13 protein-coding genes are annotated in these 15759 nt (G+C 70.0%); 11 read left to right on the top strand and 2 right to left on the bottom strand.

The annotated features are described in order from the left end of the window. The 11 genes from ACY5KJ_RS08800 to ACY5KJ_RS08750 all read left to right on the top strand — a co-directional run. Positions 1-623, top strand: a 623-nt coding sequence (locus tag ACY5KJ_RS08800) for a FecCD family ABC transporter permease (RefSeq protein ID WP_462203151.1), incomplete at its 5' end; no start/stop codon positions are given. Continuing rightward, positions 620-1492, top strand: a complete 873-nt coding sequence (locus tag ACY5KJ_RS08795) for an ABC transporter ATP-binding protein (RefSeq protein WP_462187668.1) — start codon at positions 620-622, stop codon at positions 1490-1492. The genes ACY5KJ_RS08800 and ACY5KJ_RS08795, both read left to right, overlap by 4 nt. Before the next feature lie 32 nt (positions 1493-1524). After that, on the top strand, positions 1525-2526 hold the full coding sequence (locus tag ACY5KJ_RS08790) for an ABC transporter substrate-binding protein (protein ID WP_462187669.1): 1002 nt from the start codon (positions 1525-1527) through the stop codon (positions 2524-2526). A gap of 32 nt (positions 2527-2558) precedes the next feature. Then, the gene (locus tag ACY5KJ_RS08785) at positions 2559-3902 is read left to right on the top strand and encodes an MFS transporter (RefSeq protein ID WP_462203150.1); all 1344 of its coding nucleotides are present in this window, start codon (positions 2559-2561) and stop codon (positions 3900-3902) included. 111 nt (positions 3903-4013) lie between these two features. Beyond that, complete coding sequence (locus ACY5KJ_RS08780) at positions 4014-4127, top strand: streptamidine-related RiPP repeat protein (RefSeq protein WP_023840694.1); 114 nt, start codon at positions 4014-4016, stop codon at positions 4125-4127. Between the two features lie 209 nt (positions 4128-4336). Next, positions 4337-5161 carry a TOMM precursor leader peptide-binding protein gene (locus ACY5KJ_RS08775; RefSeq protein WP_462203149.1) on the top strand — a complete coding sequence of 275 codons (825 nt, stop codon included), beginning with the start codon at positions 4337-4339 and terminating at the stop codon, positions 5159-5161. Positions 5162-5171: 10 nt separating this feature from the next. Then, a complete protein-coding gene (locus ACY5KJ_RS08770) occupies positions 5172-6800 on the top strand; it encodes a CocE/NonD family hydrolase (protein WP_462187672.1) in 1629 nt (542 codons plus the stop codon). Continuing rightward, positions 6797-8233 carry a YcaO-like family protein gene (locus tag ACY5KJ_RS08765; protein ID WP_462187674.1) on the top strand — a complete coding sequence of 479 codons (1437 nt, stop codon included), beginning with the start codon at positions 6797-6799 and terminating at the stop codon, positions 8231-8233. Before ACY5KJ_RS08770 ends, ACY5KJ_RS08765 begins: the two co-directional genes overlap by 4 nt. 9 nt (positions 8234-8242) lie before the next feature. Further along, positions 8243-9172, top strand: coding sequence for a YcaO-like family protein (locus ACY5KJ_RS08760; protein ID WP_462187675.1), 930 nt, complete (start codon positions 8243-8245; stop codon positions 9170-9172). Further along, complete coding sequence (locus ACY5KJ_RS08755) at positions 9123-9581, top strand: hypothetical protein (protein WP_462187677.1); 459 nt, start codon at positions 9123-9125, stop codon at positions 9579-9581. Before ACY5KJ_RS08760 ends, ACY5KJ_RS08755 begins: the two co-directional genes overlap by 50 nt. Positions 9582-9611: 30 nt before the next feature. Then, positions 9612-10364 carry a SagB family peptide dehydrogenase gene (locus tag ACY5KJ_RS08750; protein WP_462187678.1) on the top strand — a complete coding sequence of 251 codons (753 nt, stop codon included), beginning with the start codon at positions 9612-9614 and terminating at the stop codon, positions 10362-10364. A gap of 32 nt (positions 10365-10396) precedes the next feature. Here the strand turns inward: ACY5KJ_RS08750 and ACY5KJ_RS08745 are convergent, their stop codons facing one another. Continuing rightward, a complete protein-coding gene (locus tag ACY5KJ_RS08745; protein WP_462187679.1) occupies positions 10397-12610 on the bottom strand; it encodes a family 2 encapsulin nanocompartment cargo protein terpene cyclase in 2214 nt (737 codons plus the stop codon). A 313-nt stretch (positions 12611-12923) separates the two neighbouring features. Continuing rightward, on the bottom strand, positions 12924-14282 hold the full coding sequence (locus tag ACY5KJ_RS08740) for a family 2B encapsulin nanocompartment shell protein (protein WP_462203148.1): 1359 nt from the start codon (positions 14280-14282) through the stop codon (positions 12924-12926). Positions 14283-15759 lie beyond the last annotated feature (1477 nt).

Genomic DNA, 15759 nt, shown 5'->3' with positions numbered 1-15759 from the left:
ACATACTTCCCAAACAGGCCCTAGGGCGTAGGTGCGGTTACCTGGACCCGCAGCGGCTGCTGCTCGCGGGGGTGGCGCTGACCTATCTGTTCCAGGCTGGCACCAGCTACCTGCAGTTGCGGGTCGGTTCGAACCAGCTCGCCGCGGTGCTGTTCTGGCTGCTGGGAACGGTGTCGGGGGCCGAGCGGGACACATTGGGGCTGCCCGCGTGCATCGTCGTGGCCGCGACGCTGTGGCTGCTGGCGCAGGCCCGGTCGTTGAATGCCTTGCTGCTCGGCGATGAGGCCGCCGCCTCGCTGGGTATCCCGGTCAGCCGGCTGCGGACCCAGCTGCTGATCGTCACCGCCGCTCTGACAGCGTCCGTCATCTCCGTTGCCGGCGGTGTCGCGTTCGTCGGCCTCATCGCGCCGCACTGCGTCCGGATGCTCATCGGGTCGGACCACCGGCGGCTGCTCCCGGTGACGGCGCTGCTGGGCGGAACGTTCCTCGTGCTGGCCGATCTCCTCGGCCGGGTCGTGGCCCGGCCGTTGGAGCTGCCGTTGAGCATTATCACCGCGGTCGCCGGGGTGCCCTTCTTCCTCGTACTGCTGCGCCGGTCGGGACGGGCGAGTGGTGCCTCGTGACGGGCCTTCGCCTGGAAGGTCTGGGTGTCGTCGCCGACGGGGTACAGATCGTGTACGACTTGACGGTCGACTGCCCCCCCGGCGCCTTCGTCGGCCTGGTCGGTCCGAACGGCAGCGGGAAGTCGACCGTGCTGAAGACGGTCTACCGGGCGGTGCGGCCGACGTCCGGTGCGGTGCTGCTCGACGGGACGGACCTGGTCAGGGACCTCACCCCGCGCCAGTCGGCGCGGCGGGTCGCGGCCCTGGCGCAGGAAAGCCCCGATGGCTTCGACTTCACCGTCCTTGAGGTGGTCGCGACCGGGCGGACCCCCCACCAGAGCGCGTGGAGCCCGATCTCGGCCGGGGATCATGAGATCATCTCGGCCGCACTCGACACTGTGGGCATGGCCGCGCACGCCCGGCGGGCGTTCGCGTCGCTGTCCGGCGGCGAGAAGCAGCGGGTCCTGCTGGCGCGCGCCCTCGTGCAGGCACCGTCGGTGCTGATTCTGGACGAGCCGACCAACCATCTGGATATTAGCACCCAGCTGAGCCTGCTGGAGTTGGTGCGCTCACTCGGGATCACCGTGCTCGCCGCGTTACATGACCTCAACCTCGCGGCGGCCTTCTGCGACCGGCTCTATGTCCTGCACAACGGCGCGGTGATCTGTTCGGGAAAACCGGAGGACGTCCTGACCGCCGACCTCATCGGCCGCGTGTTCGGGGTGCGCGCCGACCGGAGCGTCCACCCGGTGACCGGCCGCCTCCACCTCGCCTTCTCCAGTCTTCCCTTCCCCAGCCCGCCTTCCTCCAGCCCGTCTTCCTCCAGCCTGCCCGGAACAGACGAGCCGGCCCCGGTGGTAGCTGGCGCGGAAATCCCGATAAAGCAATGACCCGATGAAGCAATGGAAGGAAACAGAACCCGATGAAGAAACTCGGCGCCGGCGTCGCGGTCGCCGCCCTGCTCGTTGTTACCGCCGGTCTCACCGGCTGCGGGTCCGGTTCGACCACCGGCGTGGGCAGTGCGAGCGCGGCCGATGCCCGGTCGGCCCCGGCCGGTACCCGCTATCCCGTTGAGGTGGCGAACTGCGGCCGGACCCTGCACTTCGACAAGGCCCCGGCGCGGGTCGTCTCCGGGTGGACCACCAGTACCGAGCTCCTCATCGAACTGGGCCTGACGGACCGGATCGTCGGCCAGTACAATACCAGCAGCGGCACACCGGCGGCGAAGTACGCCAGTGTGGAGGCGAAGCTACCCGTCCTCGGTACCGGCGCACCGACCCGAGAGGCGCTGCTCGCCGCCCGGCCCGACCTGATCTGGGCGGATGGCAGCTATCTGTTTGACGGCCGGCAGCTCCCCACGATCGCCGAGCTGGAGGCCCAGGGCACCCAGGTGATGATTCTCAGCGGGTTCTGCACCGACGACGCCACCAAGGCGACGGTCCGTGACGTCGACACCGACCTGACCGCGCTCGGCACGATCTTCGGCATTCCGGACCGGGCCAGGCAGGTCCAGGCCGACATCAACGAACGGTTCCGCCAGGTCGCGACGAAGATCCAGGGCAGGGACCCCGTCCCGGTCGCGATGGTCGCCACCTACCAGGGAACCGTCTACACCTACGACGGCGTCTACACCGACATCGCGCGGCTCGCCGGGGTGCGGAACATCTACGCGGGCACCCTGCCCAAGGGCAAATACTTCAGTGAGCTGTCGGTGGAGGACCTCATCAGCAAGAATCCCGGCACCCTCGTCTATCTGCTCAGCGGCAGCGAAACCGAGGCCGAGGCCCGCAAGTTCCTCACCTCCCGGCTCCCGACCGTGGCGGCAGTCCGCAACAACCGGATGTTCTTCCTCCCGCAGTCGGACTCGGCCAACCTCGCCGGCGTGGAAGGCGTGACAAAGCTGGCCGCCGCGCTGCACGCCTGAGCCGCAGACCCAAAAATGTGGGACGACCTGAGATGAGTACGGTACCCGCCTTCCGGCTTTTCCTGGCGAGCCGGGCTGTCTCCTGGGCGGGTTCGGCGATGACGCTCGTCGCGCTCCCGGTGCTGCTTTTCCAGCGCACCGGGAGCGGCACGCTCGCGGGCGTGCTGGTCGGTCTCGAAGCGGTGCCCTACCTCGTGCTCGGACTGCCCGCCGGTGCCCTGGTCGACCGCTGGGATCACCGGCGCACGATGGTGGTCACCAGTTGCCTCAGCGGCCTGACGATGGCCAGCATCCCCGTGGCCCACTGGGCCGGTGTCCTCACCACACCCCATCTGCTGATCTCCGCGGTGCTTGTTGCCTCGGTCTTCGTGTTCTTCGATGCGGCCAGCTTCGGCGCAGTCCCGGCGATCGTGGGACGGGACGCGGTGGCCGCGGCGACCGGGGCGATGGTGTCGGTGAGCACCGTTGTCAACCTGGTCGGGCCGGCCGTCGGCGGGGTGGCCGCGGCCACGGTGGGCGCAGCCAATGTGCTCGCCCTCGATGTGCTCAGCTACCTGGTCGGTGCCATCCTGCTCTCCCGGGTGCGCTGGGCCGCGCCGGCCGCCGCCGACCGGAGCGCCGCCGACCGGAGCGGGGCCGACCGGAGCGGGCCGGCTGGCAGCCGGGTGAGCCGGACCCGTCGCGACATCGCCGAGGGCCTGCGCTACATCCGGGGGCATCGCCTCATCCGGACTCTGACCCTGCTCGGGGCCGGCAGCAGCCTGTCCGGGGGCGCGGTCACCGGCCTGGTCGTCGTCGTCGCGGTACGGCAGTTCGGCCTTCCCGACGACGACCCGCGGATCGGTCTCCTCTACGTCGCCGCCGCGCTCGGAACGCTGATCGTCAGCCAGCTGCTCAGCCGCGTGCACCGACACGTCCCCACCGGAACGATCACACTCGGTGCGTTCGGAGCCAGCACGCTCGCCCTGATCGGCTGGTCGCTGAACACGGCGTGGCTGCCAGGGATGGGCATCCTGCTGCTCTGGCAGGCCAGCACCTCCCTGGTCATCCTCAACGGCATCGTCGTCCGGCAAGCCGTCACCCCCCTACGCCTGCAGGCCCGGGTCAACACCGCCGCGAGGATGATCGCCTGGGGCGGGACGCCGCTGGGTGCCGTGCTCGCCGGCATCCTCGCCGATGCCTGGGGCACCCGGGCCGCTCTGCTGACCGCCTCGGCCGGGGTCGGCCTGGCGCTGGTAGCGGGCCTGATGGCAGGCCTCGGCCACACCGGCAGGCTTCAGGACCTGATCAGGGCCGACGAGGTACCGGCCAACCCGCCGCAGGCCGGGCCCGGTGGGCCGGACGCCGAGGTCCGGGCGGTGACAGCCGCCGAATGAGCCCCCGAATGAGCCGCCCGGCTGATGTGTGGATATCGGCCCATCCCCACGCCGCTCGTGCTAGTGTTCCTGTTGAAAATGAAAACCGTTTTATTGCGAAGGAGGTGAAGCATGGCGGAGATCTCGTTCGAGGAGCTGGCCGAGGCGCCGGTCCTCGCTGCCCCGCAGGACCCGACCACGCACGCGCTCGTCCAGAGCCCGTTCGCGTGGGACGACGAGGAGTAGTGCCCCCGGTTCACTGAGGGCACCGAGTGCACCTTGGTGAGCCAGCGCAAGCCGTGACCGCCGGTGCCGTCAGTTCCCGGACGGCCCCGACGGTCACGGTCTCCACCGGGTTCATCCCGGCCCGCGCGGCCCGTGTCGGCCATGACCCCTGCTGACCACGGCCGCGACCAGTCCACCATCACCAGACCACCACGACCGCGACACACCCGATGAGGAAAGCCGACGTGTTCGCTCCTGGCCACCATCTCTACCGGGCCGCCGACGGGAGTTGGCGTTACAGCGCCCCCGGGAACGTCTTCGTCCGAATTGGCGGCGAGGACCGCCTGCTCGCCCTCGTGCGGGACGTCGCGGCCGGAGCCACCCAGCTGCCCCTGCCCGATGTGGACCGACCCGCCGTCGAGCGCATGACCGCCGCGCTCACCGATCGCGGCGTGTTCGTCGGCCCGGGGCGTGTGGGGACCGTTCCGGCTGGCTGGAAGGTGCGCCTTGACGGCGACAGTCCGGTCGTCGGGAAGCTCACCGAACTCCTGGGCGACCTCCTCGAGGACGTCGAGTGCACCGTGGGCCCGGCGGACGAGGCCGCGGTCGCCGGCTCGGACGTCGTCGTCAGCTGCGCCCGGTGGCTGCCGGACTCGCACTGGTGCCGGCTCGACCAGTGGTGCGCGGCGCACCACACCCCATGGCACGGCTGCTACGCCGAGGGCGACACGTTCGTTGTGGGACCCTTGTCAATGCCGGGCCGTACGGCGTGCTACCAGGACACCAGAGGACGTCGGCTCGCCGCGGCCGCTCTCCCCGACGAGCTGATCGCCCACTGGGCCTACCTCGATTCCGACACGGTCAAGCCGCCGGCCCCGTTCACCCCGGCAGCCACTGCGGTGCTGGCGGGGCTGCTCGCCGCCGACCTGCGGGCGCTGGCGGCGGGAAGCGCCGTTCCCAGCGAGGGGCACCAGCTCGTCGTCGACCTGACCACGGCGTCGATTAGCCGGCATCCGGTGCTTCCTCTTCCCAACCTCGCGGTCAACCCAGTATAGGCGCCGGGGCATGCACGCCATCGACGCGAACCAGGCCGTGCCGGCGGCGGACGGCGTCCTGCTGGCGACCGACGTCTACCGTCCCGACCGGCTACCCGCCCCGGCGGTGGTCACTCGCACCCCGTACGGTCGCGGTTCGCTGCTGGCAAACGGCGTCGGGTGGGCGCGGAACGGACTGGCCTACGTCGCCCAGGACGTGCGGGGGCGCTACGGGTCGGACGGGACCTGGACCCCGTATCAAGGGGAGCGCGCCGATGGCCGGGCGTTGGTCGAATGGGTCCACCGCCAGCCCTGGTGCGACGGGAACGTGATCCTCGCCGGAGCCTCCTACGGCTCGTTCACCGCGTGGGCAGCCGCCGTCACCGTGCCCGAGCTCGTGCGCGCAGTGATCAGCGAGGTACCCGCCGCGGGTCTGCGGCCCGCCAACGTGGACCCGTCGGGGATCCTGCGGCTGGCCGAGTACGCCGGATGGTGGACCGAGCACGCCGAGAGCCGCACCAGCAGGAACGGGCTGTCCGCGCAGATGCTGGGCTGCGAGCCGGACCTGCTGCGGCACCTGCCGGTCGCTGACCTCGGCCGGCGCCTCTGGGCACGGGTGCCACGCTGGTGGAGCGCCATAGTCCCGGCTCTGTCAGCCCCGGCTCTGTCAGCCCCGGCTCTGTCAGTCCCGGCTCCGTCGACGACCGGCGACGGCCCGGCACCGCACGACCGTACGGGCGACGACCTCGGGGCGGGCATCAGCACGCAGGAACTGGCCCGCTGCTCGCTGCCGTCCCTGCATATCGGCGGCTGGTACGACCTCTTCCTGCCGCAGACGCTGTGGCAATGGGAAACCGCGGGCCGCGACCGCGCTCCGAACAGGCCCGCCCGGGGCCTGGTGATCGGGCCGTGGGGGCACGAGCTGTCGACCCCCGCTTCCAGCTCGGCGGGTGGGCGGGAGCACGGGCCCGCCTCGCAACTGCCGCTGGGACGCCTCCAGGTCGCGTGGATCCTTGACGTGCTGGCCGGCCGGGACGCGTCGATCACCAAGGTGTTCCTCGTCGAGGGCGGACGCTGGCTGGACCGGTGGCCGGCGCCCACCGCCACCCTGGGCCTGCAGGCCAGCGCTGACGGGTCACTCCTGCCGAACCCGCCCGAGCGGCCCGCCGAGCACCGGTTCACCTACGACCCGCTCGCCCCCTTCCCCAGCCTCCCGCGGGACTGCGACCGTGCCCACCTGGACGCCCGCGCCGACGCCGTGGCATTCCGGACCCCGCCACTGACGACGCCGACCGCCATCGTCGGCGCACCCACCGTCACGATGGCCGCGGACACCACGGGCCCCGGCACCGACTGGATAGTCCGGCTGGTGGAGCGGCTCGGTGACGGCCGGGCCTTGGAGGTCACCAGCGGCGCCGCTGCCGTCGGGCCCGGCGCGGCCACGGTGTCGATCCCGCTCGACGCCACGGCCCTGCTGCTCCACCCCGGCAGCCGGCTAGAGCTGCAGGTCACCAGCAGCGACTTCCCGCGGCTGGCCCGCACCCCCAACACCGGCCAGGACCGGTACACCACCAGCGCCACCCGGACCGCCACCCAGACCATCCACACCGGTCCAACCCGCGGCTGCCGGGTTGACCTGTCCGTGCTGGAGCACCCGTGAGATCAACCACCCCCGCGCCGGCCGAACGGCGTCTCGTCGACCGCCGGCTCGGCGTCCTCACCCAGATCGTCCCCTACCAGCCGAGCCCCGCCATGCCGCGCTGCTGGGTCGGCTGGAGCGCCCGTGCCGCCGACACCCGTGCGTTCGCCACCTGGTCGGCCGAGCGGTTCGGCTTCGGTGCCGCCCTGAGCGATCACGACCGGGCGCGCCGTGCCGCGGTCGGGGAGGCCATGGAACGGTACTGCGGCAACGCCGTGCCCGACGCCCTGGAGATCGCCTGCTACGACGATCTCGCCAGGGCTGGGCGGCCGGCCCTCGACCCGGCGACCCTGGCGCTCTACTCCGACCGGCAGTACCGCGCCCGCGGGTTCCCCTTCCGGCCCTTCACCCGCCAGACACCGGTGGCCTGGGTGCCCGGCCGCGACCTGTACGCCGGGGATCCGGTGCTGGTGCCCGCGTCGATGGCCTACCTGAACTACTTCCGCGGTGCGCACGCCGACGAGGTGGCCACCCACGCCATGCTGTATGCCGGCATCGCCACTGGCGAGAACCGTGAGCACGCCGAGCGTTTCGCGTTGGAAGAGCTCTTCGAACGCGACGCGAACACCATCTGGTGGGCCAGCGGCGCCGCAGGCTGGGCCGTCGCCGATGCGGCTGAGCTCCTCGACCGGTACGACATCGCCCACGGAGAGGGCACCGGTCGCACCATCCGGTTATTCCAGGTGCCAAGCCAGTTCCCGGTTCCGGTGCTCGCCGCCTTCCTTGAAGAACCGGGACGGGGGCTGATCGCATACGGCATGGCCTGCCGGGCGGGCCCGCGGGAAGCGGCGACGAAGGCGCTCGTCGAAGCCTTCGCCATGCTGGAACTGACCGCCGAGCTCGCGGACGGTGACAGCACGCACTGGCGAGCCGTCGCCCGCGGCGAGATACCCCCGCACACCTACCTGCCCTACCGCGCCGACCGGCGGTACGCGGATGACATCCGGCCGGATTTCCGCGACCTCGTCGACCTGCCCGCGGTCGCCCAGCTCTACCTGGATCCGCGGATGCAGGGCCGGCCCCTCGACCGGCTCCGCGACGACACCCGCACCACCCGGCTCGCCGACATCCCCCGGGCCGACGGGGACGTCAACAGGGACGTCAACAGGGACGCCAACGGGGACATCAACGGGGACACAGCCCGCCGGCGCTATCTCGACATGCTCGCGACGCAGGGCCTGCCCGCCGTGTCAGCGGACGTCACCACCCCGGACGTGCGGGCGGCCGGCCTCACCGTCGTGCGGGTCATCGTCCCCGGGCTCTACGGCAACCCGCCCGCGGCCTTCCCGTTCCTCGGCGGCGAGCGGCTCTACGACGTACCCGCCCAGCTGGGCCTGGCTGCTGGAAAGCTCACCGAAGACACCCTTTATCCGTACCCGATCCCGCACGTCTGAGGCGCACCCATGGACCTCGCCGCGATCCTCGACCCCCGATCCGGGATCATCCGCCGGATCGAACGCAACACCATTCCCGCCACCCTGCCGCCCGAATTCACCATGTACACCGCCGTCCTCTCCGACACCACCAGGTTCTCCGCCTGGGCCAGTGACTTCGCCGGAGCCGGCTACGCCCTGCTCGACGACGACGCCGCCCTCGGGCCCGCCGTCGGCGAGGCCGTCGAACGCTACTGCGGGAACCTCGTCCCCGCCGGACTGCGCCGCGCCACCCACAAAGAGCTCACGGCGGACCGCGCCACCGTGCTCGACCCGCGCTCGGTGGTGCTGTACTCACCCGCCCAGTACGCCGGGCCCTACTTCCCGTTCACCGAGTACCGCGAGGATCTCGAGCTGGAGTGGACGCCCGGCACCGACCTGCTTGCTGGCACCCCCGTCTGGGTACCCGCGCAGCTCGTCTGGGTGTCCTACGCCCACCAGGCCCAGGCCCGCGGGTTCCCCTACCTCAGCCCGGTCCTCAGCGCCGGCCTGGCCGCCGGTATGGACCAGCGCTCGGCGCAATGGTCGGCGATCTGCCAGATGATCGAACGTGACACGCTGACCATGGCCTGGCACGGCCGCCGGCCGTTGCGGGCCATTACCCCGCCCCCCTGGATCGCGCAGCTTGCCACGGGCGCGCACGGAAGCATGACGACCCGGTTCGTCGAATTCCCGAACGAGTTCGGCCTCGTCGTCGCCGGCGCACTGGTGCACGACACGGCGACCGGCTACCTGACCATGGGAGCAGCGTGCCGGACCACCACCACGCCGGCGCTGCGCAAGGCCCTTGCCGAAGCCTTCCAGCTGCAGATGTTCGTCGCCGACCTCGATGACCCCGACGGGCCCCTACATGCGCGCCGCACGCAACCCGCACAGCCCCCTCAAGCCGTGGCGAGCTGACCGGCGGTACCTCGACGACTGCCGAGACGACCTGGCAGATGTCGTCGAGTACTGCACCCACCTCCAGCTCTTCCTCGACCCTCGCCTGCAGGACCGGCTGGAGGCCGAACTCGCCGAGACCCTCACCGGCACGATCGGCTGGGAGACCCTCGACCGGGACGCCCGGCACGCCGGAGTCGACGACCCGATGGTGCTCGCGCGCACGCTCGCCGGCGCCGGCCACCCGGTGACATCGGTCGACGTCACCACCGAAGACGTGCGCCCCACCGGCATGCGGGTCGTGCACACCTTGGCCCCCGGCCTGTACTCGAACACCTCCGTCGGCCTTCCGTTCCTCGGCGGCGCCCGGCTGGCCAGGCAACTCGCCGCGGCGGGCACCATCCGGCGCGACCTCCCGCTACCGCATTAGCGCATTAGCGACGTAACCGAAAGGACGAGTGTGGCCGAGGACGTCACCGCGCTGGAGCGTATCCGGCGGGCCCAACAGGTCCTCAATGGTCCGCCGACCCGGCAGGTGGTGCTCGACGGACTGCGCGCCGCCACCAGCCGGATTCCGCTGCCGGCACCGCGCGCGGACCTGCCGATCGAGTTCGGCCAGGTGCTCGCGGCACGCAGGTCCTGGTACCGGTTCGATGCCGAGGCGCCGACCGCCGAAAATGTCTCCTCGCTCCTACGCTGGGCGGTTGGTCCGCAGCGGGATGTCCGATTGCCCGACGGCAGTCAGCACCGGATGTGGATGGCGCCGTCGGCAGGTGGCCTGCATTCACTGTCCATCTATCTCGTCATTGCGCACAGTGCGCAACTGTCCGGCGGCGTGTTCCGGTACGACGCCGAGGACCACTGTCCGCAGACGTTGTGGTCCGGCGAGCCGGCGGCGGCGTTGCGTTCGGTGCTGGTCCAACCCGAGTTCGCCGAACGGGCGCCCATGGCGGTCGTCGTAGTCGCCCGGCTTGACACGACTCTCGTGAAGTACCCGGCACGCCATTACCGCACCCTGCACCTCGACGCGGGAATCGCCGTGCAGAACCTCTACCTGGTCGCGGCCGCACTCGGGCTGGCCGGATGCGCCGTGACGGCCTTCGACGACCAGGCCCTCGCCGAGTTGCTGCGCCTGCCCGACACGATGTTCCCGACCGTCGTGTTCCCCGTCGGCCGTCAGCCGGTCCGACCGCCAACCAGGCATGTGAGCTGACTACATTTCACTATCGCCGGCCGCGCCGGCCGTCACGGCCGCCGCGGCCGGACGTGGGCGGCCGAGGTGCCCAGCCCCGTGGGGCCGCCGAAGAGCCGTACTCCCGCCGTCGGGTGGTACCGCAGTTCGGACTCCTCGTACCGATGCGTGCCCTCATGCCAGCGGAGGATCCCGGCCAGCCAGTTCTGGAGTTCCCGCGCATAGCCCAGCAGCGCCTGCCGCGCCGGCGCGTCCAGGGCGAAGCTGTCGAACAGCGCCGGAAGCTCGTGCGCCACGATGTGCTCGAACTGCCGTATCCGGGAGGTCATCAGATCGTTGACCACCGTGAGGGCACGCTCCCGGTCGCAGTCGAGGAAGTTCTCGACGACGAGGACACAGTTGTGGATCTCACCCTCGAACTGGATCTCCTTCTGATAGGAGAAGACGTCGTTGAGGAGGCAGGCGTAGTCCGCGGCCGCGTTCTCCAGAGCCTGGATCGGCCGGGTGCGGTAGATCTCGGGTGGCACGGTCTGCTCCCGGGCCAGCCGGGACAGGCTCATCGTCAGATCCGAACCGAAGGTCGCCCGGCGCATCTCAATGTAGTCGATCGGGTCGGGAATGCGATTCTGGGCCTGGTTTGCCAGCTCCCACAGCCAGCTGTCGATCATAACCTCGACGGCGCCGCGGAACGTCTCGCGCGCGCCTGGCGACATGGTCTCGGTGGTGCGCGCCCACAGGTCGGCCAGACCGCGTTCCAACGCGTTGGCCGGCACCGCGGTGACGGGGGAGTCCACCGGCATGAACTCCGACAGCCGGGCGTTGCACACCTTGGCCCCGAGGATGTCCCGGGTGCAGCCGAAGATTACCGGGTAGTAGTCGTCGGCGTAGGTCCCCCAGGTGAGCCAGTCCGTCGTCAGATTCAGTTCCGGCAGGGTCGCGTCCGGATGGATTCCGGCCGAGCACAGCGCGAAGTCGAACGCCCGCAGTTTGTGTTCGTCCCAGATGCCCGGAATCGGGTCCAGCATCCCCACCGCCCGGGCCCAGATGATGTTCTCCCGGCGGGAGGCGTCCAGATGCGGGCTCTGCCCGGTCGAGAAGGGCATGCAGAAATCGGGATGGCGCAGCGGCCCGACGATCTGGTGCGGGATGTGCGTGAAAGAGCGGATCCGGCGCGGTGCGGTGGTGACGAGGGACGGCACGATCCGGGCCGCCGAGGTACCGAGACCGGTGAGTCCGAGGAGTCCGCCGAGCTCGCCGCTCCCGGGCGCCACGGCCCGGTTCATGTACCGGCTCGAGCGCAGGTGCCACTCGTGGCCCCCGGACTGCCAGTCCTGCAGACCCTTCACGTACGCCAGGACCTCCAGCCGGCTCCCCGGGTCGACACCGTGCTCCTCGAGGACCGCCGGCAGTTCGGTGACCGCGGTGTGCTCGAACTGGTGCAGCCGCGAGGTGAGCAGGTCGTTGACCGTGTCGGCGGCCTCCTGGGTTCCACAGCCGAGGAAACGTTCGATGACGAGCACGCCGTTGCTGAGCTCGCCCTCCTCTTCGACCTCGCGCTGGTAGGAGAACAGGTCGTTGCGCAGGTGCACGGCGTCGGCGAAGGTGTCCCGCAGTACCTGCAGCGGCCGGGTTGCCGCGACCCGGGCCGGAACCTCGGCATCGGCGGCGTGCTCGACGAGGTTCGCCGACCAGGGCGCGCCGCCGACCTTGCGCCGCATCTCGACGTATTCAATCGGGTTGGCGAGCCGGCCGGCGTTGATGTTGGCTAGTTCCCACAGGGACTCGTCCAGTAGGTTCTTGGTGCTGACCGCGAACCGCCGCCGCCAGTCGGCGGAACGCTCCGGGACGGTCCGGGTCCACAGGTCGGCGAGTCCGCGTTCCACCGGGTTGGTCGGCGTCTCGGTGATCTCACCGTCGACGGGCATGAAGGCGGGCAGACGGTCGAGGTAGGCCCGGGCGCCGGCCATGTCGTGGGACCGCTTGTACAGCTCCAGGAAGTGGTCGTCGAAGTAGAACACCCAGACATACCAGTCGGTGACCAGATCGAGTTTTCGGCCGACGGCGTCCGGATGGGTGTATGCGCAGAGCAGGGCGTAGTCGTGTGCGTCGAAGTCGGCCTCGGTCCAGATCACGGTTCCGTGCTGCGGAGAGTCGATCATCTCCATCTCGTCGGCCCAGGCCCTGCTGTGCACGCGGGCCTGTTCCAGGTTCGGATTGAGCCGTGCCGGATAGGGCACGTAGAACTCCGGTAGCGTGAAAGGCTGCATGACCCGCTGGTGAACCTTTCTCGGTCACGGGCTGGACGGCCGGCCCCGAAAGTCGGCCGGATACGGATCCTTATCCGTATCCGGCACCGGAGAACCTTCCCCGGAGAACCTTCCCCGGGGAATCGGTCCCGGGGAAGGCGTACCGGGTCTGCCGGGGTGGCAGCGGAGAAGTGAACAGTCGGGGCGGCCGGGAGAGATCGGGCCGGGATGCCGCGGAGCCCAGCGGAACCCTCCCGGAACCCCGCGTAATCTCGCGTAATTCCGCAGAATTCCGCGGGTTCCGGGTGATCCCAGCGGCTCGCGCGGCCGGGTGTCACCGACCGATCTCGACGTTCTCCAGGATGCCGAGCGCGTCGGGGACGAGCACCGCCGCGGAGTAGTACGTGGTCACCAGGTACGAGATGATGGCCTTGTCGCTGATACCTGCGAATCTCACGGACAGGCCGGGCTCGTATTCGTCCGGCAGGCCGGCGTGGTGCAGGCCGATCACCCCCTGGTTCTCCTCATCGGTGCGCAGTGCGAGGATGGACGTGGTACCGGTCCTGCTGATCGGAATCTTGTTCAACGGGAGCAGGGGAACGCCGCGCCAGGCCGGCACGTGCTGGTCGTGGAAGAGGACGGTGGCCGGGTAGATGCCGCGGGCGGTGCATTCCCGGCCGAACGCGGCGATGGTCCGCGGGTGGGCGAGCAGGAAATGTGTGCTGCGTCGGCGGCTCAGTAGCTCGTCGAGGTCGTCCGGGGTAGGCGGACCGCTCCGGGTGTGAATACGCTGGCGGAGGTCGGCGTTGTGCAGCAGCCCGAAGTCGGGGTTGTTCACCAGTTCGTGCTCCTGGCGTTCGCGCAGGGCCTCGACGGTGAGCCGGATCTGGTGCTCCAGCTGGTTGTGCGGTTCGTTGTAGAGGTCCGCCACCCGGGTGTGGATGCATAGCACGGTCTGGGCGACGCTGAGCTCGTATTCGCGGGGCGCCAGCTCGTAGTCGACGAACGTCCCCGGCAGGTCCGGTTCCCCGGCGTGCCCGGCGGCGATCGCAATCTCCGCTTCGCCCAGGCGGTTGCTCGGGGGCTGGGGCCGGGTCCGGTACTCGTCGAGGTGACGCCGCAGCTCGTCGGAGGAGTCGACGAGCTCGGAGAACTGCTGGCGCGACAGGACGAGGGCCGTCGTACCGGTGAGTGCGCGGGCCGTGAACTCCCAGGTCAGGTCCTCCTCGACCAGCACCTCGTCACCGTACTCCCCGGGGCCGAACCTGCCGACCTTGCCGTGCGCGATCAGGAACACCTGGTCGGCGGCCTGACCACCCTCCACCAGGACGTCCCCGGCGGCGAACTCCCGTTGGGCGAAGCGGTCCGCGAGCGCGTCGAGCACCTCGCCGTCGAAACCGCGCAGGGCGGGCAGCTCGCTGAGTTCGCGCGGAACGACCCGGACCTCGGATCCGGTGGTGGTGAACGTGAGGAGCCCGTCCCCGAGTATATAGGTCAGGCGGCGGTTGACCCGGTACACGCCGCCGGACGCCTGGACCCACGGCAGTACCCGCAGCAGCCACCGGGAGGTGATCTCCTGCATCTGCGGAACGGACTTGGTGGTCGTCGCGAGATTGCGCGCGGCCGCCGTGCCCAGACTCAGCCGGGGCTCTTCGCCGCCGGCATCCGTACCGGTCTGCACGGGTTCGGTCATGACAGACTCCACCTATCTCTGGTTTTCGCAGGGGCAGTTTTCCCACTGGGAGTGGGGGTTTGCACTGGGGATATGGGGGTTTTCCCGGAGTGCGGTTTTGATTGACTCGGCGCACGTGCAGGAGGCGCGGCCTGTGCACGGTCATAGGAATGTGCGGGCGTGACGGGCCCCGGCGGCTGGCGGCCGACCGCGGGTACATCGAACCGACACGAAATGCGGGACGTCGAAGTTCCGATACTGCGCTGGGTGAGTCTCGCCTTCCCTGAGTAGCGATGACATCGATGGGCGCTCCGTCGGTGTAACCCCCCATGGCGTCGAGTCAACAGTCGACATGCGCTTGTCTCGAACGGAACGCGCGTCGTCTCGCCGCGCATTGGAAGCCTCCCGCATCGATCACGCGGGCGGCAAGCACTTTGCGGAACCAATCAGATCTGGTCCGGGCAGACTGGCCTGCTCTAGTCCCTCGGGCCGGTCCGGCAACCACGCACCGTCAAGGGCGGCCGGGCGTTTTCTCGATCGTTTTCCCGGCGTCCCGACCGGCTGTCGGTACGCAGCGGACAGGCGTTCTGCCCGCCTTTTCTGCTGGTGGATCCAGTCCGCTGGTGGATCTAGCGCCGATCGGCGCCCGTGTCCCGGCTACGGTGATATCGGGTCGAAATCTGGTCCGGCTGTCGGTCGAGCGTTCGCGGAGCCCGCGCGCGAAATGCCTTCGGTGATATTAGATCGCGTGGCGGACCATAGCCAATTCTGCCGGGGAACCCGGGTCGGAGCGCCGTCGTCTCCCTCGAGTGCGGCGCGCGGATATTTCTTCACCCCCACGCCGGTGGACCGGAAACGTCACGGTGACGGGGACGGAGACGGCGCGTGGCGTCCCGCCGCTCCGGGCCCGTTGCAGCCGGCCCGCCCGCGGCAGATCCGGACCGGTTGCGGACTCCTCATGACACGCCATAGACGCTGGCTGCTTCGCCTGGTCAGGGCCTCGGCCCGGAATCGGGTCGGGTGCCCGCCCCGGGTCCGCAACCGCGGCCTGGTCCGATCATCCGCCGGATGCGGCGGCCCTGCGGCCCCGTCGGGGCCAAAGGCCTGGAGATTGCGGGACCTGTGGCCATTGCGGGACCTGTGGCCATAGCCGGAACGGTGTATCCGTCCGTCCGTCCGTCCGGTATGGCCGGCCGGGTGATCGACCCGACGCGCATCGTATTGAGCCGGTCCTGCCGACCGAGGGAGCCATTGCCTCCCGGCAACGGCGCCGGCCGAATCCCGCGATGCGAGGGGCATGCCTCGGCTGGTCGCCTTCGCTTCAAGCTTCGGCTCAAGCCTTGGCGCCGAGATTATCACTATACGTGTCTTTGGAAGGACATTAGCGTTATTCCATCGTACGCGCCGGTGCGGCGTGACCGGTGCTGCTTCACCGGACGGCGCAGGTGCTCCCGGGCGTCAACTCACCGTCATCGCGCCGACGGGTTACTAGGGCCTG

This window comes from Frankia sp. CcWB3, from assembly GCF_977927595.1.
Note: the sequence above shows the minus strand (reverse complement) of the source record. Positions and strands in the feature narration are given on the sequence as shown.